19 protein-coding genes and 1 pseudogene are annotated in these 23,661 nt (G+C 39.3%); 17 read left to right on the plus strand and 3 right to left on the minus strand.

Features of this window, described 5'->3' with window-relative positions:
• Nucleotides 1-45 precede the first annotated feature (45 nt).
• From dprA to CYK55_RS05510, 8 genes and pseudogenes are all read left to right on the plus strand, one after another.
• Nucleotides 46-902: pseudogene (dprA, locus tag CYK55_RS05475) on the plus strand (DNA-processing protein DprA).
• A gap of 126 nt (nucleotides 903-1,028) precedes the next feature.
• Nucleotides 1,029-3,107 (plus strand): type I DNA topoisomerase, encoded by a 2,079-nt coding sequence (topA, locus tag CYK55_RS05480; protein ID WP_019723732.1) that lies wholly within the window; start codon nucleotides 1,029-1,031, stop codon nucleotides 3,105-3,107.
• A 22-nt stretch (nucleotides 3,108-3,129) separates the two neighbouring features.
• On the plus strand, nucleotides 3,130-4,455 hold the full coding sequence (trmFO, locus tag CYK55_RS05485; RefSeq protein ID WP_034687885.1) for an FADH(2)-oxidizing methylenetetrahydrofolate--tRNA-(uracil(54)-C(5))-methyltransferase TrmFO: 1,326 nt from the start codon (nucleotides 3,130-3,132) through the stop codon (nucleotides 4,453-4,455).
• A gap of 278 nt (nucleotides 4,456-4,733) precedes the next feature.
• The gene (xerC, locus tag CYK55_RS05490; protein WP_034687884.1) at nucleotides 4,734-5,630 is read left to right on the plus strand and encodes a tyrosine recombinase XerC; all 897 of its coding nucleotides are present in this window, start codon (nucleotides 4,734-4,736) and stop codon (nucleotides 5,628-5,630) included.
• 24 nt (nucleotides 5,631-5,654) lie between these two features.
• Nucleotides 5,655-6,203 (plus strand): ATP-dependent protease subunit HslV, encoded by a 549-nt coding sequence (hslV, locus tag CYK55_RS05495; RefSeq protein ID WP_126134028.1) that lies wholly within the window; start codon nucleotides 5,655-5,657, stop codon nucleotides 6,201-6,203.
• A gap of 11 nt (nucleotides 6,204-6,214) precedes the next feature.
• Nucleotides 6,215-7,612, plus strand: a complete 1,398-nt coding sequence (gene hslU / locus CYK55_RS05500; protein ID WP_034687882.1) for an ATP-dependent protease ATPase subunit HslU — start codon at nucleotides 6,215-6,217, stop codon at nucleotides 7,610-7,612.
• Between the two features lie 15 nt (nucleotides 7,613-7,627).
• Nucleotides 7,628-8,419 carry a GTP-sensing pleiotropic transcriptional regulator CodY gene (codY, locus tag CYK55_RS05505; protein WP_010735738.1) on the plus strand — a complete coding sequence of 264 codons (792 nt, stop codon included), beginning with the start codon at nucleotides 7,628-7,630 and terminating at the stop codon, nucleotides 8,417-8,419.
• Between the two features lie 66 nt (nucleotides 8,420-8,485).
• Nucleotides 8,486-9,361: an aldose 1-epimerase family protein gene (locus CYK55_RS05510; RefSeq protein ID WP_034687878.1), complete on the plus strand. Its 876-nt coding sequence runs from the start codon at nucleotides 8,486-8,488 to the stop codon at nucleotides 9,359-9,361.
• A gap of 137 nt (nucleotides 9,362-9,498) precedes the next feature.
• Here CYK55_RS05510 and plsY read toward each other — a convergent pair whose 3' ends face one another.
• Nucleotides 9,499-10,134 (minus strand): glycerol-3-phosphate 1-O-acyltransferase PlsY, encoded by a 636-nt coding sequence (plsY, locus tag CYK55_RS05515; protein WP_034687876.1) that lies wholly within the window; start codon nucleotides 10,132-10,134, stop codon nucleotides 9,499-9,501.
• Nucleotides 10,135-10,231: 97 nt separating this feature from the next.
• Between plsY and CYK55_RS05520 the strand changes: the two genes are divergently transcribed.
• The 7 genes from CYK55_RS05520 (at nucleotide 10,232) to CYK55_RS05550 (ending at nucleotide 20,862) form a co-directional block, all read left to right on the plus strand.
• A complete protein-coding gene (locus CYK55_RS05520) occupies nucleotides 10,232-10,657 on the plus strand; it encodes a CoA-binding protein (RefSeq protein WP_034687875.1) in 426 nt (141 codons plus the stop codon).
• A gap of 267 nt (nucleotides 10,658-10,924) precedes the next feature.
• Entirely contained in the window at nucleotides 10,925-12,970 is a 2,046-nt protein-coding gene (gene parE / locus CYK55_RS05525; protein WP_034687873.1) for a DNA topoisomerase IV subunit B, read from the plus strand.
• An 11-nt stretch (nucleotides 12,971-12,981) separates the two neighbouring features.
• Nucleotides 12,982-15,432, plus strand: a complete 2,451-nt coding sequence (gene parC, locus CYK55_RS05530) for a DNA topoisomerase IV subunit A (RefSeq protein WP_126134029.1) — start codon at nucleotides 12,982-12,984, stop codon at nucleotides 15,430-15,432.
• Between the two features lie 272 nt (nucleotides 15,433-15,704).
• Nucleotides 15,705-17,936 (plus strand): formate C-acetyltransferase, encoded by a 2,232-nt coding sequence (pflB, locus tag CYK55_RS05535; RefSeq protein ID WP_034687870.1) that lies wholly within the window; start codon nucleotides 15,705-15,707, stop codon nucleotides 17,934-17,936.
• A 203-nt stretch (nucleotides 17,937-18,139) separates the two neighbouring features.
• Nucleotides 18,140-18,901 carry a pyruvate formate-lyase-activating protein gene (gene pflA / locus CYK55_RS05540; protein ID WP_019724233.1) on the plus strand — a complete coding sequence of 254 codons (762 nt, stop codon included), beginning with the start codon at nucleotides 18,140-18,142 and terminating at the stop codon, nucleotides 18,899-18,901.
• 84 nt (nucleotides 18,902-18,985) lie between these two features.
• Nucleotides 18,986-19,912, plus strand: coding sequence for a manganese-dependent inorganic pyrophosphatase (locus CYK55_RS05545; RefSeq protein ID WP_034687869.1), 927 nt, complete (start codon nucleotides 18,986-18,988; stop codon nucleotides 19,910-19,912).
• Nucleotides 19,913-20,010: 98 nt separating this feature from the next.
• A complete protein-coding gene (locus CYK55_RS05550) occupies nucleotides 20,011-20,862 on the plus strand; it encodes a DUF1803 domain-containing protein (protein ID WP_034687868.1) in 852 nt (283 codons plus the stop codon).
• A 163-nt stretch (nucleotides 20,863-21,025) separates the two neighbouring features.
• On the opposite strand, the gene CYK55_RS05555 is transcribed toward CYK55_RS05550, so the two are convergent.
• Nucleotides 21,026-21,637 (minus strand): hypothetical protein, encoded by a 612-nt coding sequence (locus tag CYK55_RS05555; RefSeq protein ID WP_034687866.1) that lies wholly within the window; start codon nucleotides 21,635-21,637, stop codon nucleotides 21,026-21,028.
• Nucleotides 21,638-21,775: 138 nt separating this feature from the next.
• Complete coding sequence (locus CYK55_RS05560; RefSeq protein ID WP_034687865.1) at nucleotides 21,776-22,324, minus strand: DUF2179 domain-containing protein; 549 nt, start codon at nucleotides 22,322-22,324, stop codon at nucleotides 21,776-21,778.
• Between the two features lie 137 nt (nucleotides 22,325-22,461).
• Here CYK55_RS05560 and CYK55_RS14010 point away from each other — a divergent pair, with 137 nt between their 5' ends.
• Complete coding sequence (locus CYK55_RS14010; RefSeq protein WP_034687864.1) at nucleotides 22,462-22,848, plus strand: hypothetical protein; 387 nt, start codon at nucleotides 22,462-22,464, stop codon at nucleotides 22,846-22,848.
• An 8-nt stretch (nucleotides 22,849-22,856) separates the two neighbouring features.
• Complete coding sequence (locus tag CYK55_RS05570; protein WP_034687862.1) at nucleotides 22,857-23,618, plus strand: alpha/beta fold hydrolase; 762 nt, start codon at nucleotides 22,857-22,859, stop codon at nucleotides 23,616-23,618.
• Nucleotides 23,619-23,661 lie beyond the last annotated feature (43 nt).

The raw sequence follows: 23,661 nt of genomic DNA on the forward strand, positions 1-23,661 counted from the left end.
ACTTTTCACGTATCTTATAAAAAAGATTAGAAAAGGTGGCGCTTTATGGTTATATACAATGAATTTATTACAAAGTTGGCATTGGTCAAAGGACTGAGTGGAGAGCAAAAATGGCGTGTGATCCGTCATCTATTGAGTGAAAAGAAAGAATGGTTGTCTGTTGATGATATGTTGAAAGTTTCGCACTTCAATCGCTCTAAAGCAAATTTTTATGACTATTGGAGCCAGATCAACTATACTTGGCGGAATAGAATAGGAAAGAATCCATACATAACTTTTCTTGATCCAATCTACCCTTCACAATTGCTTCATTTGGCAAATCCCCGATCTTATTATTTTATCGAGGGGATCTTTCGCTGATGAAACGAAAAATGATCGCTGTCGTTGGTGGTAGACAAACATCTGGTTATGCGAGAAAAATCGTAGAGCGAGTGATTACTCCAGTGATTGACCATGACTACATAGTTGTTAGTGGCTGTGCGAAAGGCATAGACACTTATGCGCATCAAGTAGCGATCCGTTGTTCAGGCAGAACGATTGCAGTGATCGGTACGGGGATCAATCATAGTTATCCAAAAGAAAATCAGCAGTTGCAACGAGGAATTGCTAGAGAGCATCTTTTATTAAGTGAGTTTTTACCAGATGTGGGCCCACAAAAATTTCATTTCCCTATGAGAAATCGTCTGATTGCCGCTTTATCAAGTGGAATCTGTGTGATTGAAGCAAAAGCAAAAAGCGGCTCATTGATCACAGCAGAGCAAGGCTTAGAGATTGGACGTCCGATTTTTTCTGTCCCTGGGAATATTTTGACAGGTCAATCCACTGGTTGTCATCAATTGATCCAAGATGGAGCGATATGTACCTTTTCAGGACAAGATATCCTGGATGAATTGGAATCATAACGATGGATTTATTATTGCTTTCCTTGACAAACGATTTCTGAATGGATATGATAAGCTACGATTTGTAAAAGTCCTTGTAACATATATATAGTAGGAACCCGAAAATGGAAAGGAGTCCATTCAGGAATGGCATATAAATATTTAGTGATCGTAGAATCACCTGCAAAAGCCAAGACGATTGAAAAATATCTTGGTCGTAATTATAAAGTAATGGCTAGTGTAGGACATATTCGTGACTTACCTAAAAGTAAGATGGGAATCGATTTTGAAAATAATTATGAACCGCATTATATCTCGATTCGAGGAAAAGGCGATGTCATCAAAAGTCTAAAAGCAGCGGCAAAAAAAGCGCAAAAAGTTTACCTCGCAAGTGACCCGGATAGGGAAGGGGAAGCAATTGCTTGGCATTTGGCTTATTTGTTAGGCTTGGATCTCAATGATAAAAATCGTGTTGTCTTCAATGAAATCACCAAGGATGCAGTCAAAGCGGCATTTAAAGAGCCACGTACGATCGATGTGGATCTTGTCGATGCGCAACAAGCACGTCGAACGCTTGATCGTATCGTTGGTTATTCGATTAGTCCGATCTTATGGCGTAAAGTAAAAAAAGGCTTGAGTGCTGGTCGAGTCCAATCAATCGCATTGAAAATCATCATTGAACGCGAAAAAGAGATCCGTGATTTTACGCCAGAAGAGTATTGGAGTATTGACGGAAACTTTAAGAAAGAACGTAAGAAGTTCAAAGCAAACTTTTGGGGAGTCGATGGCAAAAAGAAAAAATTGTCCGATGCCGAAACTGTCAAAGAAGTGACTGACCGGATCACTGGTAAAGAGTTTGCAGTAACAAAAGTCGAAAAGAAAGAACGTAAGCGAAATCCTGCGAACCCATTCACGACAAGTAGTTTGCAACAAGAAGCTGCTCGTAAATTGAATTTCAGAACACGTAAAACCATGATGGTGGCGCAACAGTTGTATGAAGGAATCTCACTTGGCAAACAAGGCACGATCGGGTTGATCACGTATATGCGTACCGATTCTACACGGATCGCCGATACCGCTAAAGCCGAAGTCGCAACGTTCATCGAAGAAACATACGGAAAAGAATTCTCCAGTCATTCGGAACGTAAAGCAACGAACTCTAAAGGGGCACAAGATGCCCATGAAGCAGTGCGTCCAACCAGTGCATTACGTACACCAGATGAGTTGAAACAATACTTGGATAAAGACCAATTGAAATTATATACGTTGATATGGTCACGATTTGTTGCAAGTCAAATGACACCAGCTGTATTGGATACGATGAAAGTCACGTTGGAACAAAATGATGTAAGATTCATTGCGAATGGCTCAAAAATCAAATTCAAAGGGTTCATGCAAGTGTATGTTGAAGGGCGCGATGATGGGAAAGAAGACAAAGAAAATATTTTGCCAGAGTTAGCAGAAGGCGATACGGTGCAATCTGTCGATATCGAACCGAAACAACATTTCACACAACCGCCTGCACGTTATAGTGAAGCGACGTTGATCCGTGCATTGGAAGAAAACGGGGTAGGTCGTCCCTCGACTTATGCGCCAACGTTAGATACGATTCAACGACGATATTATGTGAAGTTGACACAGAAACGTTTTGAACCAACCGAATTAGGTGAGATCGTCAATTCGCTGATCTGTGAGTTCTTCCCACAAATCGTAGATATCCATTTTACAGCTGAAATGGAAGATGACTTAGACAAAGTCGAAGAGGGGAAAGAAGAATGGATCGAGGTCGTCGATCGTTTTTATAAACCATTTGAAAAGGAATTATCGAATGCCGAAGAAAAAATCGAGAAAATCCAGATCAAAGATGAACCAGCTGGTTTTGATTGTGATTTGTGTGGGCATCCGATGGTGATAAAATTAGGGAAGTATGGTAAATTCTATGCATGTAGTAATTTTCCAGATTGCCGAAATACCAAACCAATCGTCAAGGAAATCGGCGTCACTTGTCCCGTGTGTCATGAAGGACAAGTCATCGAACGTAAATCCAAGAAAAATCGTCTATTTTATGGCTGCTCTCGTTTCCCAGAATGTGAATTCACCTCATGGGAAAAACCAATCGGCAGAAATTGTCCGAAATGTGACCATTATCTGGTCGAGAAAAAAGTCAAAGGCGGCAAACAAGTGGTTTGTACGAATGGCGATTACGAAGAAGATGTTCAAAAATAAAGAAATGAGAAGAGGTTTTTAGTTGAAAATCGTCAATGTAGTAGGTGCAGGTCTAGCTGGAAGCGAAGCAGCATGGCAAATCGCTCAAGCGGGTGTACCTGTAAAGTTATATGAAATGAGACCAGTTAAGAAGACAGAAGCGCATCATACAGATAATTTTGCTGAATTAGTCTGTTCCAATTCTCTACGAGGGAATAGTCTTGCGAACGCAGTTGGATTATTGAAAGAAGAAATGCGTCGCTTAGATTCAGTGATCATCCATTCAGCAGATGAAACAGCTGTACCTGCAGGCGGTGCCTTAGCAGTGGACCGCGATTCATTTGCTGAAGCCATCACTCGTAAGGTCAAAGAGCATCCTTTAGTTACAGTGGTGAATGAAGAAATCACTGAGATACCAGAAGGAATCACGGTGATAGCTACAGGACCTCTGACTTCTCATCCTTTAGCAGAAAGCATCAAAGCATTTAACGGCTCAGACGGTTTTTATTTCTACGATGCTGCGGCACCGATCGTCGACAAATCCACGATCGATATGGACAAGGTGTATTTAAAATCACGTTATGATAAAGGCGAGGCGGCTTACTTAAACTGTCCGATGACCGAAGAAGAATTTAAAGCTTTCCATGAAGCCTTAGTCAATGCGGAAGTCGCTGAATTGAAATCTTTTGAAAAAGAAAAATATTTTGAAGGTTGTATGCCAATCGAAGTAATGGCGCAACGTGGCTTTAAGACAATGCTATTTGGGCCAATGAAACCAGTCGGCCTAGAAGACCCTAAAACAGGAAAAAGACCTTATGCAGTCATCCAATTAAGACAAGATAATGCAGCCGCTTCTCTTTATAATATCGTTGGTTTCCAGACGCATTTAAAATGGGGCGAACAAAAGCGCGTGTTCCGTATGATCCCAGGGTTAGAAAATGCAGAATTTGTCCGCTATGGTGTGATGCATCGCAACAGTTTCATGAATTCACCAGAACTCTTGAAGCCGACTTATCAATCGACTAAACGCGAAGATCTATTTTTTGCAGGACAAATGACGGGTGTAGAGGGGTATGTTGAAAGTGCGGCAAGTGGCTTGCTTGCAGGGATCAACGCTGCTCGCTTAGCGAAAGAATTGGAACCTGTGACTTTGCCACAAGAAACAGCCATGGGAAGTATGGCCTACTACATCACACATGCGGAAGGCAAACATTTCCAACCAATGAATGCAAACTACGGATTATTCCCAGAATTACCTGAACGAATCCGTGATAAAAAATCTCGATATGAAGCAATTGCACAACGTGCCTTAGCAGCCAATGAAAAAGTAAAGCAAGAAGTCTTGAATAAAGAATTTGCTTCTCGTTAAATGGATGTTATGTAATAAGTCGAAGTGTCTCAGGATGGTGTTTGCCATTTTTGAGTACTTCGGCTTATTTCTCGGTTATTGACTGAACTCATGCCAATTTATATAATAACTATGGTTTTTTTAACGTTGGTTCTAGCCAGCTTATCCTTTAATTGTCAAGCAAACGAATTGAATTGTGAACAAACTTAGAAATATTAGTTAAATTCTGACAATTTGTTTGTTTTTTCTCTGGGCCTATGCTAAATTTATTTTGGGATCTAAAGGTAGGTGTAAAAAGAATGAAGCCAACTTTACAAGAAGATTTTTTGCGTTATTTAATCATAGAGCGCGGGTATTCAGAAAAAACAAAATCTGCCTATGAAGAAGATATCAATGATTTTCAACGATTCTTGGCGGAATCAGGTGAAGCTGATCCGCTGAAAGTTAGCTATTTGGATGTACGAGTTTATCTAAGTTATCTATCTGATAAGTCATACAGTCGAAATTCGGTGAGTCGGAAAATTGCGAGTTTACGCTCATTTTATCAATATCTTCTTCGTGAAGAAAAAATCGCTGAAAATCCATTTTCGTATGTTCATTTGAAGAAAAAAAATGTTAAACTTCCTCGTTTTTTTTATGAGAATGAGATGCAAAGCTTATTTGAAAGTGTGACAGGGGATAGTCCTTTAGCATTAAGAGATCGGGCATTATTAGAAGTACTTTATGGATCAGGTATCCGTTTGAGTGAATGTAGCCAATTGATGATGTCTGCCATCGATTTTGGCTCAGAGGTGATGTTGATCCATGGAAAAGGAAACAAAGAACGCTATGCACCGTTGGGTTCATTTGCGCAAGATGCTTTGCAAGAGTATTTTGCCAAAGGGCGCAGCGTCTTAATGACGAAATACCATAAGTCACATGACTATGTCTTCGTGAATCATCATGGAGAACCGATCACACCTACTGGGATCGAATATGTATTAAATCAAATCATTAAAAAGAGTAGTTTGGATAGTGATATCCATCCTCACATGTTACGTCATACTTTTGCGACGCACTTATTGAATAATGGTGCCGATATGCGTACAGTGCAAGAACTTTTAGGTCATGCAAATTTATCAACGACTCAAATCTATGCGCATGTCACAAAAGAAAGCTTACAAAAAAATTATCGCTCTTTCCATCCACGAGCGTGATCACATTATTAGGAGGAAATATCTATGGTAGAATCACAGTTTCATTCAACAACCATTTGTGCAGTTGAAAAAAACGGGAAATTCGCGATGGCAGGTGATGGCCAAGTAACGATGGGCGAATCTGTCGTAATGAAGGGTAGTGCGAGAAAAGTACGTCGTATTTACAACGATGAAGTAGTCGTTGGCTTTGCAGGGAGCGTTGCTGACGCTTTTACTTTAGAAGAAAAATTTGAAGGTAAACTAAATGAATACAACGGAAATCTTCAACGAGCAGCCGTTGAATTAGCCCAAGAATGGCGTACACAACAGTCGATGCAAAAGCTAGAAGCAATGTTGATCGTGATGAATGACAAAGAAATGTTACTCGTTTCTGGTACAGGTGAAGTGATTACACCGGATGACGGAATATTAGCCATTGGTTCTGGTGGAAACTTTGCGTTAGCTGCCGCACGAGCAATGAAAAACTATGCACAAATTGAGATGAGTGCAAAAGAAATTGCTGAAAATGCGTTGAATATTGCAGCAGATATCTGCGTCTTTACAAACCACAACATTATTGTAGAAGAATTATAGAGGTGAATGACATGTATGAATTAAAACAAACACCAAAACAAATCGTCAGTGAGTTAGATCAATATATCATTGGTCAACAAGCAGCAAAAAAATCAGTGGCAGTTGCTCTTAGAAATCGTTATCGACGTCTTCAATTAGATGAAAAGATGCAACAAGATATCACACCTAAAAATATGTTGATGATCGGGCCAACTGGGGTCGGTAAAACAGAGATCGCTCGTCGTTTGGCAAAAATCGTCAACGCACCTTTTGTTAAGGTTGAAGCAACGAAGTTTACTGAAGTTGGTTACGTAGGACGTGACGTGGAATCGATGGTTCGTGATCTTGTCGAAAATGCGATCCAGATCGTTGAAAAAGATCAATATCTTCGTATTCGCCCACAAGCCAAGAAAAATGCGGAAAAACAATTAGTGAAGATCCTTGTGCCAGGCATCAAAAAAGAACAAAAACAATCAAACAACCAGTTTGAGCAAATGATGAATATGTTCAATGCTTCGCAACAACCGGCAGATACACAAGAAGAAGTAACTGAAGAGATTCGAGTGAATCGTCGCACAGTGTTAGAGCAATTGCAAAAAGGCTTGCTTGACAACCGTGAAGTGACGATCGAAGTCCAAGATCAAAAAAAACCAGCACCGATGATGAACAATGGACTTGAACAAATGGGGATTGATTTGAACGAAACACTTGGTGCGTTGACGCCTAAGAAAAAAATTGAACGGACAGTGACAGTCAAAGAAGCGTTAGAATTATTGATCAAAGAAGAATCGGCAAAATTAGTCAATGATGCCGATATCCACAGTGAGGCAATCAAATTAGCCGAATCAAGTGGCATCATTTTTATTGATGAAATTGATAAAATCACTTCTAAATCGCAACAATCTGGGGAAGTATCAAGAGAAGGTGTCCAAAGAGATATCTTGCCGATCGTTGAAGGATCACAAGTCAATACGAAATACGGTACCTTACAAACAGACCACATTTTATTTATCGCTTCAGGAGCTTTTCATTTGTCAAAACCAAGCGATTTGATTCCTGAATTGCAAGGTCGTTTCCCAATACGTGTTGAGTTAGATGACTTAACTGCTGAGGACTTTGTCAAGATCTTGACTGAACCAAACAATGCGTTAGTCAAACAATATATTGCCTTGATTGGTACTGAGAATGTGACTGTCACGTTTACTAAAGAAGCTATCGAACGTATTGCTCAAATTGCTTATGATGTGAATCGTGATACCGATAATATCGGTGCAAGACGTTTACACACGATATTAGAGAAATTGTTGGAAGACTTGTTATTCGAAGCGCCAGAAATGCAAATGGGAGAAATTACCATTACAGAAGCCTATGTCAATGATAAATTAGGATCAATTGCGGCAAATGAAGATCTAAGTCGCTATATATTATAAAATCGGAGGAAAAAAATGACGGATTTGTTGACGAACACTCGAAAGATAAACAAATTATTGCAACAAAAAAATACGTTTGATATGCAGGCGGATTTACCTTACGATAAAATGGCGGTCACTTTAGGTGCTGTTTTAGACAGCAATACGTATATCATTGGCAGTGAAGGGGTTTTACTTGGTTATAATGAACGGCACGATGTGAACAATGATCGTGTGAAAACAATGTTTGTGCAAAAGCAATTTCCTGATGCCTACACAGAAACAGTCGATATGATCACGAAAACGGAATCTAATATCCCAATCACAAGCGATATGACGGCATTTCCATTTGAAAGTCGCGAAAAATATCCTTTTGGATTGACGACAGTTGTGCCGATCTTTGGCGCAGGTGAACGCTTAGGGACGATCATTTTAGCAAGAATGGAACAAGCCTTTAACGATGAAGACCTTGTTTTAGCAGAATACGGCGCGACAGTAGTAGGGATGCAGATCCTTTATCAAAAATCACGAGATATCGAAGCGGATGTTCGTAGTACGACTGCTGTACAAATGGCGATCAATACGTTGTCATACAGTGAATTAAAAGCAGTTCAAGCCATTTTTGATGCTTTAGAAGGTAATGAAGGGCGATTGACTGCCTCAAATATTGCGGACAAGATCGGTATTACTCGTTCGGTCATCGTAAATGCCTTACGTAAACTTGAATCAGCTGGAATCATTGAATCCCGCTCTCTGGGAATGAAAGGCACGTATTTAAAAGTATTGAATGCTCGTTTTAAAGATGAGTTGACGAAGCATAGTTATTAAAAGGAAGATTTTTCAGAGGCTTGCTAATTGAAGAAGTGAGTGTCTGAGAAAAGATGGAGGATGACGATGACTGTTATTATTCAAAATGATCAGCTGATTGCTGAAATTTCCGAACATGGAGCAGAATTGATCAGTTTGAAATCAAAAGAACATGATCTAGAATATATTTGGCAAGGCGATCCTAAGTATTGGGGAAGACATGCCCCCGTTCTTTTCCCTATTGTTGGACGTTTGAAAAACGATCAATATGTGTACCAAGGAAAAACGTATTCAATGGGTCAACATGGTTTTGCTCGTGATATGGATTTTGAAGTGGCGGAGCACGAACAAGAACGTGCGAAGTTTGTCCTAAAAAGTACCCCTGAAACAAAAGAGAATTATCCGTTTGATTTTGAATTGGTACTTGTTTATGAATTAGGGGGAGACGGGATCACTGTTCATTATCATGTTGAAAATATTGGGGAAGAAGAGATGTATTTCTCGATTGGCGGTCATCCAGCATTCAATGTGCCATTAGAAGAAGGTTTGACTTTTGAAGACTTTTATTTGGCTTTCTCTCCTAGAAAATCACGTTTGCGATTACCATTAGCTGGACCATTCATCGACATGGAACAAAAAACGATTGGACAAACGAATACCAACCTTGCGTTATTTCGGGAGCTGTTTGACCAGGATGCATTAGTATTTGAAACAAGAGGTTTGAATGCTTACAGTATCCGTAGTGAAAAGTCTAGTCACAGTGTCACCCTCAGTTACAAAGATATGCCTTACGTTGGGATATGGTCGCCATATCCTAAAGAAGCACCATTTGTTTGTATTGAGCCGTGGTTTGGAATCGCAGATACTGTTGATAGTAATGGTCAGTTGAACGAAAAAGCAGGAATCAATCAATTAGGGGCTCACGAATTATTCAAGACGAAATATTCGATCACTGTCAAGTAAACACAAGACGATTACATGTGTTCTCTTGATTTAGTTCGATGAAACAAAACATGCCTTCTGAACAAATGAACGAATTGTTGTGCAATCGATCAGTCATTTGTTAAGAAGGCATTGTTTTTTATCATTCATCAAAAAGATTATTTCTTTTTGCTACTATTCAAACCGAATGGGATTCGGCTTTCTGTTTTATTTTTGATGCGCTTGATATTGTCTTTATGACGGTAAAAAATAAAAGCGGAGACACCACAAGCAATCAACGTCAAAAGTAAATTTGGTTCTGGTAAGATTGCTGGTGCAATGTATGGTAAGAAGATGGTGGATAAAGTGATCAAGACCGCACTGATCATGCTCGTTAAGCTTACCATGCTCGTGCAGTATAAACTGATCACGAAAATTGCTGATGAATAAAGAAAAAACAGTGGATTGAAGCCTAATAACATACCGGCACTTGTCGCCACTGCTTTGCCACCTTTGAACTTAGCAAACATCGGAAAGGTATGTCCTAAGATCGCACAGACACCAAACCATAACGGGTTGACAGAAGTGACATGGAAAATGACGGGTAAGGCAGTCGCTAATGTCCCCTTTAAGATGTCCATGAATAATACCACTGTTCCAGCGGTTTTACCTAAAACACGAAATGTATTGGTCGTTCCCATATTTCCACTACCGTGTTCGCGGATGTCTTTTTTAAAAAAGATTTTACCAACCCATACTCCAGATGGAATGGAACCCAAAAGATATGCTACAATAAACAATAAGATTATTTTCATTTTTTAACCTCTTTCAAGTTGAAACTAATGTATATTTTAGCATGAAAGAATGCTTCAAACAATCGAAAAAATCGAATGATGGAAAGGAGTCATCCATATGTCATTTAAAAATCCAGAACAATCGAATATCTTTCGCTATCTTCAAGAAGCAAAAACGATCGCGGTCGTTGGTTTAAGTAATAAGCCCGAACGGACAAGTTATCAGATCGCACAATTACTACAAGAACACGGCTATCGTATCATTCCAGTCAATCCAGTATTAGCAGGGGAAGAAGTGTTAGGCGAAACCGTTGTCGCTCAGCTGGCAGATGTCAGTGAACCTATTGATATCGTGGATATTTTCCGACGTAGTGAGTTTTTACCAGAAGTAGCGGTAGATTTTCTGAAAACAGATGCGAAAGTCTTTTGGGCACAGTTAGGCATTGAGAATGAAGAAGCTGCTGAAATGCTCCAAGCAGCTGGAAGAAATGATATCGTCATGGATCGCTGCATCAAGATCGAATTAGCAAAAATGGAACAATAAAAAACAGGAGTAACAGAAGCACATTTTCTGATACTTAGTGCCACTTTTACTGGCAAACAATTTAGCTGGGTGATGAGAAAATGTTTTGACCTGTTATCAAAAAGAGTAAGTGATCGTTACCACTGACAAGCTGAGAGAAAAGAGAAAAAAGTGGGAGAGTTGGTTGTTTCTTGCAATTCTGACCTTCCCTCTTTTTTTTTGAGAACTTTTCTAGTATGATAAGCGTGGTGCGGTTATATCGCAAGTATTATTGAAGGAGCGTTTGCCTTGGCAAAAAAAATTAAAAATGAATACAATGATGCCTCGATCCAAGTTCTTGAAGGATTAGAAGCAGTAAGAAAACGACCAGGGATGTATATCGGGTCGACTGATAGCCGAGGCTTGCATCATTTAGTCTATGAAATCGTTGATAATGCCGTAGATGAAGCTTTATCAGGCTACGGAAATGAAATCGCTGTGACGATCCACGAGGATAACAGTGTGACTGTTACGGATAGTGGACGTGGTATGCCTGTTGGCATGCATGCTTCAGGGATACCAACGGTCGAAGTTATTTTCACTGTGCTACATGCCGGTGGTAAATTTGGCCAAGGAGGATATAAAACTTCTGGTGGACTTCATGGTGTAGGTGCCAGTGTCGTCAATGCTTTATCTAAATGGTTAACAGTGACAATCGTCCGAGATGGTATCGAATACCAACAAACATTCAAACAAGGTGGAAAACCAGACGGAACGTTGAAAAAAATTGGAAAAACGAAGAAAGCCAATGGTACGTCTGTTCATTTCTTACCAGATGATAGTATTTTCTCAACCACAAAATTTTCCTATGATACGTTATCTGAACGTTTAAGAGAGTCTGCGTTTCTGTTAAAAGGTGTAGAAATCACTTTGACAGATTTAAGAGGTGACGAAACAGTTCAAGAAGTCTTTCATTACGAAGAAGGAATCAAAGAATTCGTTGCGTATTTAAATGAAGAAAAAGATACGTTGACGCCAGTAGTCTATTTCTCTGGTGAAAAAGAAGGAATCGAAGTAGAAGTGGCCTATCAGTACAATGATGGCTATTCTGAAAATGTCCTGTCGTTTGTTAACAACGTGCGAACAAAAGATGGTGGGACACATGAAGTCGGCATGAAAACAGCAATGACCAAAGCCTACAATGAATATGCCCGTAAAGTAGGCTTGTTGAAAGAACGAGATAAGAACCTAGAAGGTAGTGACTTCCGTGAAGGACTTGCGACAGTCTTGTCGATCCGGGTGCCTGAACATTTGCTACAATTTGAAGGACAAACGAAAGAAAAACTGGGTACACCGATTGCTCGTTCCGTCGTTGATAATGTCATGAGCGAACAAATGGGCTTCTACTTGCAAGAAAATAGCGAAATGAGTCAAATGCTGATCCGTAAAGCAATCAAAGCGAGAGAAGCACGGGAAGCCGCTCGTAAAGCCAGAGAAGAAAGCCGTAACGGCAAAAAACGTAAAAAGGGCGAATCATTACTTTCTGGAAAATTAACACCTGCACAATCGAGAAACCCTAAGAAAAATGAATTGTATCTTGTCGAAGGAGATTCAGCCGGTGGATCAGCCAAACAAGGGAGAGATCGGAAATTCCAAGCGATATTGCCACTTCGAGGAAAAGTCATCAATACCGAAAAAGCAAAAATGCAAGATATCTTAAAAAATGAAGAAATCAATACGATGATCTATACGATCGGTGCCGGTGTCGGCCCTGAATTTTCACTTGAAGATTGCAACTATGACAAGATCATCATCATGACCGATGCGGATACCGATGGTGCCCATATCCAAGTCTTATTGTTGACATTTTTCTATCGCTATATGAAACCATTGATCGAAGCAGGGAAGGTTTACATTGCTTTACCGCCGCTATATAAAGTATCTAAAGGCCAAGGGAAAAAACAAGTAATCGAGTATGCTTGGACCGATGACGAATTAGCTGCAATCATTAAGACTGTCGGTAAAGGTTATATGTTGCAACGGTACAAAGGTCTTGGTGAGATGAATGCGGAGCAGTTATGGGAAACGACAATGGACCCAACCTCTCGGACTTTGATCCGGGTGAGGATCGATGATGCTGCGCAAGCAGAGCGACGCGTAACCACCTTGATGGGAGATAAAGTCGAACCACGTCGTAAATGGATCGAAAACCATGTCCAATTCAGCTTAGAAGAAGAACGTAGTATTCTAGACAAAAAAGAAGAAACTGAGACTTCCGCGTCTGTTTCTAATGACCTATTAGAAGAAGAACGCGCAGAAGAAAACAAAAATGAACAATCAGTAGAGGTAGAATAGGAGGTCACCTAATGGAAGAACATCAAGAAATCCAAGAATTAACGTTAGAAGAAGTGATGGGTGACCGCTTCGGACGTTACTCGAAGTATATTATTCAAGAACGTGCTTTGCCGGATATCCGTGATGGTCTGAAACCCGTTCAACGTCGTATTTTATTTGCTATGAACAAAGACGGCAATACGTTTGATAAAGGATTCCGTAAATCAGCAAAATCTGTCGGGAATATCATGGGGAATTATCATCCCCACGGTGACAGCAGTATCTATGATGCAATGGTTCGTATGAGCCAAGATTGGAAACTCCGAGAAGTACTCGTAGAAATGCACGGAAACAACGGGAGTATGGACGGAGATCCACCAGCAGCAATGCGTTATACAGAAGCACGCTTATCGAAGCTAAGTGGTGAGATGCTCGCGGATATCGAAAAGAATACGGTTGATCTTGTTTGGAACTTTGATGACACTGAAAAAGAGCCAACGGTCTTACCAGCAAGATACCCGAATTTGTTGGTCAATGGTTCTACAGGTATCTCTGCGGGTTATGCGACGGAGATACCAACACACAATCTGGCTGAAGTCATCGATGGAACTGTCTATATGATCGACCATCCACAAGCCAGCTTAGACAAATTGATGGAATTCATTCCAGGTCCTGATTTTCCAACTGGGGGCATTTTACAAGGAAAAGATGAAATCAAGAAAGCTTATGAAACTGGTCGTGGAAAAGTGATCCTACGCTCAAAAACGGCGATCGAATCTATCAAAGGAAACAAGCAACAAATCGTGATCACTGAGATTCCTTATGAAGTGAACAAAGCGACACTTGTTAAAAAAATGGATGAGATACGCTTGAACAAGAAAATCGATGGGATCGCAGAAGTTCGTGACGAAAGTGATCGTACGGGTCTACAGATCGTTGTGGAATTGAAAAAAGACGCTAACGCTCAAGGAATCTTGAATTATTTATTCAAGAATACCGAATTACAGATCAACTACAACTTCAATATGGTGGCAATCGATCATATGACTCCTCATCAAGTAGGGTTGAAGGATATTTTAAGTAGTTACATCGAGCACCGCAAACAAGTGATCACCAAACGTAGTCAGTTTGACTTGGAGAAAGCGCAAAGAAGACAACATATCGTCGAAGGGCTGATGAAAGCTCTATCGATTTTAGATGAAGTCATTGCAACGATCCGTGAGAGTAAAGATAAAAAAGATGCGAAGCATAATTTAGTTAAAATGTTCCAATTTACAGAAGAACAAGCTGAAGCAATCGTTACGTTACAGCTTTATCGTTTGACGAATACAGACATTACTGAACTCCGTCGTGAATCGCAAGAATTGATTGCTCTGATTACTGAATTAAATAAAATCCTTTCAAACGATAAAGAATTATTTTCTGTCATGAAAAAAGAACTACGTGAAGTCAAGAAGAAATATGCTTCTTCTCGCTTGACGATGATCGAAGATGAAATCGAAGAAATCAAAATCGATACACAAGTATTAGTTGCGCAAGAGGATGTCATTGTCAGTGTCACACGTGAAGGCTATGTGAAACGAACAAGCCTTCGTTCCTATAGTGCGTCAAAACCAGAAGAAATCGGTATGCGTGAAGGAGACTATCTTCTATATGCTGGGGAACTGAATACTTTAGATCATTTGTTACTGGTCACCAATAAAGCCAATGTGATCTATCGACCAGTCCACGAACTACCAGATTTGAAATGGAAAGATGCTGGTGAGCATATCTCACAAACGATAGTGAATCTAGCTGTTGATGAATCGATTTTAGCGGTATTCCCCTATCAGAAAATCGATTCCGAAAAAACATTTGTATTTATCAGTAAAAACGGCTTGATCAAACAGACGCGGATGACAGATTTTGAACCATGGCGTACGTATAAGAGTCGACCATTGAGTGGCATGAAGCTAAAAGCCAGTGAAGATGAATTAGTGGCTGTCTATCTTGAAAAAGAGCAAACAGATCGTGATGTTTTCCTTGTTACGCATCAAGGAATGGGCCTACGTTATCCGTTGACTGAAGTGCCAGTCGTTGGAACGAAGGCTGCAGGTGTCAAATCGATCAATTTGAAAGAAGAAGATTATATCGTTAATGGTTTACTTGTCTTAGCAGAAGGAGATACGCCTGTCGTTATTGTCAGCCAGCGTGGGGCAGTAAAACGAATGCTTGCACAAGAAATCAGTCAGACTTCTCGTGCCAAACGAGGTGTGACTGTATTGCGAGAATTGAAGAAACAACCACATCGAGTGATCTATATGTCAGAGGGTCACGCCAAAACGATGACATTGATCAATCAAAAAGGACAAGAATTACCGATCGATCCGACAGATTATCCAATCGGTGATCGTACGTCGAACGGTTCATTTGTTTTAGATGAGAAAAAAGGCGGAGAAGTACAAATAGTGATTGATTCTCCGATGATGGATATCAAGGAATAACTGTTATAGTTTTTTGTAGGATAGCTAGCAACTGTATTATTACAGTTGTCAGCTATTTTTATTTATTAACACAAAATTAAGGATTGCACAAACAAAATATGAATAGATTCACAATAGATAAATGCCTATATAAAAGCATTAATAACGGTTATTATTTTATATTCGCTTTATTTGTTAACAAAAAAACAAGAAAACCCTTGCATTGAAGGCGACATGTGTTATACTTATCACGTAAAAACTGTTACATAAAACAGAAACGGGAGGTCCATACGATGGAACAATGGAATGGATTTAAAGGAACTAAGTGGAAAGAAGGCGTGGATACACGTGACTTTATTCAAAACAACTATACAGAATACCGCGGTGATGACAGCTTTTTAGAAAAACCTACTGAAGCAACAGAAAATTTGTGGGAAAAATTACAAAAATTGAATGATATCCAATTTGAACGTAATGGTGTGTATGACATGGATACAGATGTCGTATCAACAATCACTTCTCACGAGGCGGGATACCTAGACAAAGATTTAGAACAAATCGTCGGTCTGCAAACTGAAACTCCTTTGAAACAAGCATTCATGCCATTTGGTGGCATCAACATGGCGAATCATGCGTTAACAAGTAACGGCTATGAGCCAAATGAAGAGTTAACACACATTTTCACAGACTGGAGAAAAACACATAACCAAGGTGTATTCGATGCTTATACCGCAGAAATGCGTGCTGCACGTAAAAACAAGATCATCACTGGACTTCCTGACGCTTACGGACGTGGCCGCATCATCGGTGACTACCGTCGTATCGCATTGTACGGAATCGACTATTTAATGGCTCAAAAGAAAAAAGACCATGACAATACAGGCTACCATACAATGAGTGAAGAGGTCATCCGTCTTCGTGAAGAAATTTCAGAACAATATCGTGCATTAGCACAAATGAAAGAAATGGCTGCAAAATATGGGTATGACATTTCAAAACCAGCTGCAAACGCAAAAGAAGCTGTTCAATGGTTATACTTTGGTTATCTAGCAGCAATCAAATCTCAAAATGGTGCAGCTATGTCGATCGGACGTATCTCTGCATTCTTAGACATTTATATCCAACGTGATTTAGACAACGGTGTGATCACTGAAAAAGAAGCACAAGAATTAATCGACCATTTAGTAATGAAATTACGTATGGTGAAATTTGCACGTACGCCTGAATACAACCAATTGTTTTCTGGCTTCCCAATCTGGGCAACCTTATCAATCGCTGGTATGGGCTTAGACGGACGTTCATTAGTGACAAAAAATGATTTCCGTATGTTGCACACATTGACAAATATGGGACCTTCACCAGAACCAAACTTGACTGTTTTATACTCAGAAAACTTACCAGAAGGCTTCAGAACGTATGCAAGTAAAATTGCGATCGAAAGTTCTTCGATCCAATTTGAAAATGATAACTTGCTTCGTGAACAATGGGGTTCAGATGACTGTGCGATTGCATGTTGTGTATCTGGAACGGTTGTTGGTAAAGATATGCAATTCTTCGGTGCACGGGCAAACTTAGCTAAGGCATTATTATATGCGATCAACGGTGGCGTGGATGAAATGACAGGCGCACAAGTAGGTCCTGAGTATCGTCCGATCACAAGTGACACATTAGACTTTGAAGAAGTGAAACACAACTTCATGAACATCATGGACTGGTTAGCTGAGCTTTATGTCAATACGCTAAACATCATCCACTACATGCACGACAAATATTCTTATGAAGCAGCACAATTAGCTGTCATGGATACTGACTTGAAACGTACATTTGCGACAGGTATCGCAGGTATCTCTCACGCAGCGGATAGCTTGTCTGCAATCAAATATGCACAAGTTAAACCAATCCGTAATGAAAAAGGGATCACAGTTGACTTTGAAGTAGCTGGTGACTTCCCTAAATATGGTAATGACGATGACCGTGCCGATGAGATCGCTGAATGGATCTTAGAATACTTCATGGGTCAAATCAAACGTCATAAAACTTACCGTAATTCAACTCCGACAACTTCATTATTAACGATTACATCAAATGTCGTTTACGGAAAAAATACAGGCAATACACCTGACGGACGTGAAGCTGGTAGACCTTTAGCACCTGGTGCAAACCCAAGTTATCAAGCAGAACAAAATGGGTTACTTGCAAGCTTGAACTCAACTGCGAAATTTAACTATGCACACGCTCGTGATGGTATCTCTAATACACAAACAATCAACCCTTCCGGTTTAGGGAAAGATGAAGAAACAAGAATCGACAACTTACGTAACGTCTTAGATGGTTACTTCTCAAGAGGAGCATACCACTTGAACGTGAACGTATTCAGTAATGACTTATTGCGTGATGCAATGGAAAACCCAATGAAATATCCAAACTTGACGATCCGTGTTTCTGGATATGCGGTTAAATTCCGTGACTTGACAAGAGAACAACAATTAGACGTATTAATGAGAACATCACACGACAGAATGTAAGACAATTAATGCAGTGTAAAAAGGAAAGGCAAAAGTTCCGCATGAGCTTTTGTCTTCCTTTTTTACAACTATATGTATGTAAAAAAAGGATGTATATCTTGTTAGAGGCAAGCAGATAGTTCTCCTCTTCACAGCGTGTTGAGAAGTCGTAACATTGTCCGTGGCTCATAACGAAAGAAACTAAAGAAAAGAAGTGATTAAAAATGGAAGAACAAACAAAAGGCTATGTCCATTCGATTGAAACATTTGGGTCTGTAGATGGACCAGGCGTTCGCTTTGTCGTCTTCATGCAAGGTTGTCGCATGCGTTGTGAATTTTGCCATAATCCAGACACCTGGAATATTGGTGGAGGAAAAGAATATACCGCAGATGCAATTTTAGACCAAGCAGAACGTTACCGTTCTTATTGGGGTAAACAAGGAGGGATCACGATCAGTGGTGGTGAACCTTTATTGCAGATCGATTTTCTGATTGAATTATTCCAAAAGGCGAAAGAACGTGGTATTCATACAACAATCGACACATGTGGAAAACCATTTAGCCATGATGAGCCTTTCTTTTCTCGTTTTGAAGAGTTGATGAACTATACGGACTTACTGTTATTCGATATTAAACACATCGATAACGAAGCACATAAAAAATTAACTCATTGGGGCAATGAAAATATCTTAGAAATGGCTCAGTATCTTTCAGATATCAAGAAACCTGTCTGGATTCGTCATGTGTTAGTCCCAGAACGTAGTGACTATGATGAGTATTTGATCCGCCTTGATGCATTCATCAAAACACTTGAAAATGTCGATCGTGTGGAAATCCTTCCTTATCATACAATGGGTAAATACAAATGGGAAACGCTTGGTTTGACGTATCCATTAGAAGGAATCGAACCACCGACAAAAGAACGAGTAGAAAATGCAAAGCGTCTTCTTCATATCGAAGATTATACAAAGTATTTAACCAGATAGACGCGAACGGAAGGAAGATAAGTATTGCTTCTTTCCGTTTTTTTGCTATTATTGAATAGGAGAAAACAAAAAGGAGCGAGTCAAATGTCAAAAGTTTTAGTTTTTGGTCATCAAAATCCTGATACAGATGCAATTGGAGCAGCGATTGCGTTTTCATATTTGCAAAATCAATTAGGAGTAAATGCTGAGCCTGTCGCTTTAGGCACGCCAAGTGAAGAAACACAATTTGCACTAGATTACTTCAAATTAGAGGCGCCTCGTGTGATCACATCGATCAAAGAGGAGCAAGCAGATGTCATGCTTGTCGATCATAATGAATTCCAACAAAGCGTAGTAGATATTGCGGAAGCTACGATTTTAGCAGTAGTTGACCATCATCGTATCGCCAACTTTGAAACAGCGAATCCATTGTATTATCGTGCTGAGCCAGTAGGTTGTACAAGTACGATCATTTTAAAATTATTTAAAGAAAATCAAATTGAGATTCCGAAAGAAATCGCTGGAATCATGTTATCAGCAATCATTTCAGATACATTGTTGTTCAAATCACCAACTTCAACAGAAGCAGATCAATTGGCTGCAAAAGAGCTAGTTGAAATCTCTGGTGTAGACTTAGAGGCGTATGGTTTAGACATGTTGAAAGCAGGTACAAATCTAAATGATAAACCAGCAGAAGTATTACTTGATCTAGACGCGAAAAGTTTCCCTATGGGTGAAGCAAGTGTTCGTATCGCTCAAATCAATACAGTTGATCTAAATGAAGTAATGGATCGTCAAGCTGAACTTGAAACTGCTATGCAAACAGAGATCGCGACGAATGGTTATGATCTTTTTGTTCTTGTTGTAACAGACATCTTGAACAGCAACTCAGAATTATTGATTGCTGGCGAAAGAAAAGAACAAGTTGAACAAGCTTTTGGCGTGAAGTTAGAAAACAATCGCGCATTTTTACAAGGGGTCGTTTCACGTAAAAAACAAGTGGTACCTCAATTAACAGAAGTTTTCAATTAGGCAATGAGATTGGAAGAAGGGAGTGGGAGTGTAACCAGTTGACTGGGACCTCCCGCTTTTTTCATTCAAGGTGTCACATAGAAAGCAGGTAAACAGATATGCAATATTTTTATTCTTTAGAGAACAAACGAAAACTAATTGAACATCCCCTCTTCCAACCAATGATCGACTATTTGATCGAACAAGGCTCGCAAGAGGTGATTTTACGCCAATTAAAGAAAGCATTTCCCCAAAAGAAAATGGAACACTTTCTTGATCAAATGATCGATAGTGGTTTGATCCTCCGAGAAAATCGCCGCTATCGCTGTGCTTTTCCGGTCTATGACCAAGGAGATTTCCAAACAGAGATCAATCAACTGACTAAAGAATTGGTCAATGAATTAATGAAACAACCAGAACACCGTAGAAATCTCTTCTTATCAGAAGAAATTTGGGATTTCTGTCATGAAAGAACATCTCCTTATTTTTATGCAACTACTTTTTCAGTCCCTACGATTGTGCGGTTGGAAGCAGGAAATGAAAACTATCGTTTCAGGACGCTCACCCAAGGAGAAGAGGTGGTATCTTTACCAACGTACTTCCACCTTCAAAAACAGCAAACTCCACTATCTGAGGAATTTCAGGTACTAGGCCAGTTGATTGGCGATGTGAATGAAACCTATTTTTTTGACCAAATAGAAGTGATTATCGAACGGATTTGTGAAAACAAATACAAAAAACGCCGTGAGTCGATTTTTTTAGATGCTTTATTATTAGCGGGGGTTGTTGTCCAACAGGAGCAATATCAATTGCTCTTGCCTGTAACAGAGGATAGGAATGACGCATTGCTACAAAAATATGAACCTTCAACGGAGACACCGATGCAAGCCGCCTTTATTAAAGAACAAGCGTTGGTCGAAGTCATGCAGCAATTGGATTTAAAATCGTATTCTTATATCAAGAAAATATGACCTCAACAATTGTGGGGGACTCCACCGACTAAAACCGAAAAAAGTGGGAACAGAAGGAACCTCTTCGAAAAATCAGGCAGCATCCACAAAAATTAGGAAATAATTTTTGTGGATGCTGCCTGATTTTTCGAGGCTAAACATTCCTGTACAGATCTCATTAGGCTCATGCTGTTGTACGAAAATGCCGCATCATATAAGCCAAATTCCCAATAAACAAGATATCTAGAACATTACTAGTGATTTGGATATTGGCAGAATTGATCGATGGCGCAAAGGCTAGGATGAATAGTGCTACGAGACTATAACAAAAACAGAAAAAGGTGCTGGTTTGTATGACCATTGGCATTCTTAATTGCTTGGTGATCAATGAAAAAATAAAGAAAATAAATATCGTTAAAATCACAACTAAACCGTTAATAATGAAGAAAAAAAGTGAATCTTGATCAACCGTATAGAGCATAGCTGTTAAAAGGTTCAGTGATTTCAGTATCACGAAAATTATATTTACTTCATTAAATGTATTCATCTTTTTTTTTGCAAAATAGGCGGCAAAACATAACGAGAAGATAAAGCCGCAGAAAGTAGAAAGAATCAAGAATGTTGGGTTGTCAGTCGATTGGTTTAGCTCGGAATGGTCAAGCAATAACCAGCCAAATGAATTGCATGGGATGCTTGAAGTCTTAAAATAAGCATAAAAGAAAAAAAGTAAAGCATTCAAAACGGCAAAAACAGATCCCCAATGTAGATAGGTCGTTGTTTTTTGTTGTATTTCCATAAGTACTCCCATAAATTTAATGATATACAATATAATAACAAAATGATGAGGAATTGTCGATGGTTTTTAATAAAACAAATAAATAGACGATGGTCGGATGAAATAAATTGTTCCGATCATCGCCTACTTCGTGAATATTCATTTCACATCGCTTCGACGTTTCCGCACTTTCTTTGTCCAAAATCCGCCAGAAATATATTTTGGTTCGTAGGAGATAATAAAGGCGCGTTCTTCGACTTCTTTGATCAAGCGATAAAGCTCACGTTCACTTTTACGTGGAGATAAAATCTCAAGGACTAACCGCTCACCTTCTAAACCCGTTGCGGACGTTTGTGTTACTCCAAACCCATTTTGTCGAAGAATGATCGGTAAATTTTTATCCTCTGAAGTATTTGCTGGTAGGATCGTCGTTACCATGATATATCCTAGTGCTAATTTATCTTCAATGGCAATCCCAACACTGATCCCAACAGCATAGCCTAATGCGTAAACGAATAAATTCAATGGATTATCTAAGCGGTCTAAAACCAGAGATAAACCAACGATATAAATAGTGATCTCAACCATACTTACTAATGGAGCGATGTAGCGATAGCCTTTCATGGTCAACATAAAGCGTAAGGTATTTAATGTGATGTAAGCGAAATTAATGAAAAAGATCATCGCTAACATTTTTGGATCGAACATAATAAGAACTCCTTTCAGTAGCGTCTATGTTCATCATATCAGAAATAATGCGATTGAAGAAAAGAATAAACGTTTATTACTTTAAAAAAATGATAAAATGATTATAATAGAATTATAAAGAGAGTCAGGTGAGCGCGATGAAGCGAATGAATAGGGTCATTGGAGTCAGTCATATATGTAGTATTTTTCTCAGTATGTATTTAGGGACTCATGCGATCCAACAACCCATTGAAGCGAATTCCTTGTTATTCCCAATCTCACTAACTGATGGGGTAATATTAAGTATTTTTCTTTTTCTAATGGTGTTTATTGGTAATATTTTTGGTAGTGTGGCTAGCTTCTTTAAAATGTCGATTTCTCCAGCCTTATCCATAGGATTAGGAACCATAGGAATATTCGCCATGTTATTCTTTGTTAAGAGGATGGATTTTTATACTATTACATTTGGGCTACTATGCCTTGTACAAGTCATGCTAAGTTTATGGTTGACTTTACGGTCAACGAATTTAATGAAAATCAGGTGAATCAATCAGTGAATCCAATTATTTTGAAACGAACCATCAAAAACATACCCGTATTAGAAGTTGTCAAAAAAGAGTTGAAGACAGAGAAAATCCCAGTAGTGATCTACTATCATGGTTGGCAGACAAGCAAGGAACTTGTATTGACTCAAGGTAGAAAAATGGCTAAGAAAGGGATGCGAGTTTTGCTTCCAGATGCGATGAATCATGGCGAGCGTAAACAACCGGTTTCAAAAATTCCTTCCTTTACTTTTTGGAGTAGTATCTACGGGAATCTATTCGAGTTTGATACATTGATTGAACATCTAAAAAAACGTGAACTTCTTTCAGATAAATTAGCTGTGGGTGGTGTGTCAATGGGTGGAATGACCACTTGTGCATTGCTAGCCAAACACCCAGAAATCACTGGCGGAATTTGTTTGATGGGATCACCAGCACCACTTGAATATGGTGAAGAAATCTCACATAGGGCAAAAGAATTTCAGTACAAGTTGCCCGTTGACTACTTTGATTTGATTTCTTGGGTCAACCATTATGATCTATCTTTACAACCAGAAAAATTAGCAGGTCGTCCTTTATTTTTCTGGCATGGTGAAAAAGATGAAAAGATTCCTTTTCGACAAGTATCTAAATTTGTCGAAAAAAACCAAGATAAGCCTTATGGTAAGGGAATTGTCTTTCGTGCTTCTTCGGAAAAACGTCATATGGTAGAAGTCCCATTGATGGATGAAGCAGCGGTTTTTTTGAGCCAAATGATGGCTACGTCTATATAGTAAGTAAGAGGTTTAAATAGGTAAAAAGTCTATCAAAGAGAAA

The organism is Enterococcus mundtii, from assembly GCF_003957375.1.
GTDB lineage: Bacteria > Bacillota > Bacilli > Lactobacillales > Enterococcaceae > Enterococcus_B > Enterococcus_B spodopteracolus.

Excerpts from the sequence above, each read along its gene's own strand:
- topA (WP_019723732.1), top strand. The coding sequence starts at position 1,029 with ATGGCATATAAATATTTAGTGATCGTAGAATCACCTGCAAAAGCCAAG.
- xerC (WP_034687884.1), top strand. The coding sequence starts at position 4,734 with ATGAAGCCAACTTTACAAGAAGATTTTTTGCGTTATTTAATCATAGAG.
- hslV (WP_126134028.1), top strand. The coding sequence starts at position 5,655 with ATGGTAGAATCACAGTTTCATTCAACAACCATTTGTGCAGTTGAAAAA.
- hslU (WP_034687882.1), top strand. The coding sequence starts at position 6,215 with ATGTATGAATTAAAACAAACACCAAAACAAATCGTCAGTGAGTTAGAT.
- codY (WP_010735738.1), top strand. The coding sequence starts at position 7,628 with ATGACGGATTTGTTGACGAACACTCGAAAGATAAACAAATTATTGCAA.
- CYK55_RS05510 (WP_034687878.1), top strand. The coding sequence starts at position 8,486 with ATGACTGTTATTATTCAAAATGATCAGCTGATTGCTGAAATTTCCGAA.
- plsY (WP_034687876.1), bottom strand. The coding sequence starts at position 10,134 with ATGAAAATAATCTTATTGTTTATTGTAGCATATCTTTTGGGTTCCATT.
- CYK55_RS05520 (WP_034687875.1), top strand. The coding sequence starts at position 10,232 with ATGTCATTTAAAAATCCAGAACAATCGAATATCTTTCGCTATCTTCAA.
- parC (WP_126134029.1), top strand. The coding sequence starts at position 12,982 with ATGGAAGAACATCAAGAAATCCAAGAATTAACGTTAGAAGAAGTGATG.
- pflB (WP_034687870.1), top strand. The coding sequence starts at position 15,705 with ATGGAACAATGGAATGGATTTAAAGGAACTAAGTGGAAAGAAGGCGTG.
- pflA (WP_019724233.1), top strand. The coding sequence starts at position 18,140 with ATGGAAGAACAAACAAAAGGCTATGTCCATTCGATTGAAACATTTGGG.
- CYK55_RS05545 (WP_034687869.1), top strand. The coding sequence starts at position 18,986 with ATGTCAAAAGTTTTAGTTTTTGGTCATCAAAATCCTGATACAGATGCA.
- CYK55_RS05550 (WP_034687868.1), top strand. The coding sequence starts at position 20,011 with ATGCAATATTTTTATTCTTTAGAGAACAAACGAAAACTAATTGAACAT.
- CYK55_RS05555 (WP_034687866.1), bottom strand. The coding sequence starts at position 21,637 with ATGGAAATACAACAAAAAACAACGACCTATCTACATTGGGGATCTGTT.
- CYK55_RS05560 (WP_034687865.1), bottom strand. The coding sequence starts at position 22,324 with ATGTTCGATCCAAAAATGTTAGCGATGATCTTTTTCATTAATTTCGCT.
- CYK55_RS14010 (WP_034687864.1), top strand. The coding sequence starts at position 22,462 with ATGAAGCGAATGAATAGGGTCATTGGAGTCAGTCATATATGTAGTATT.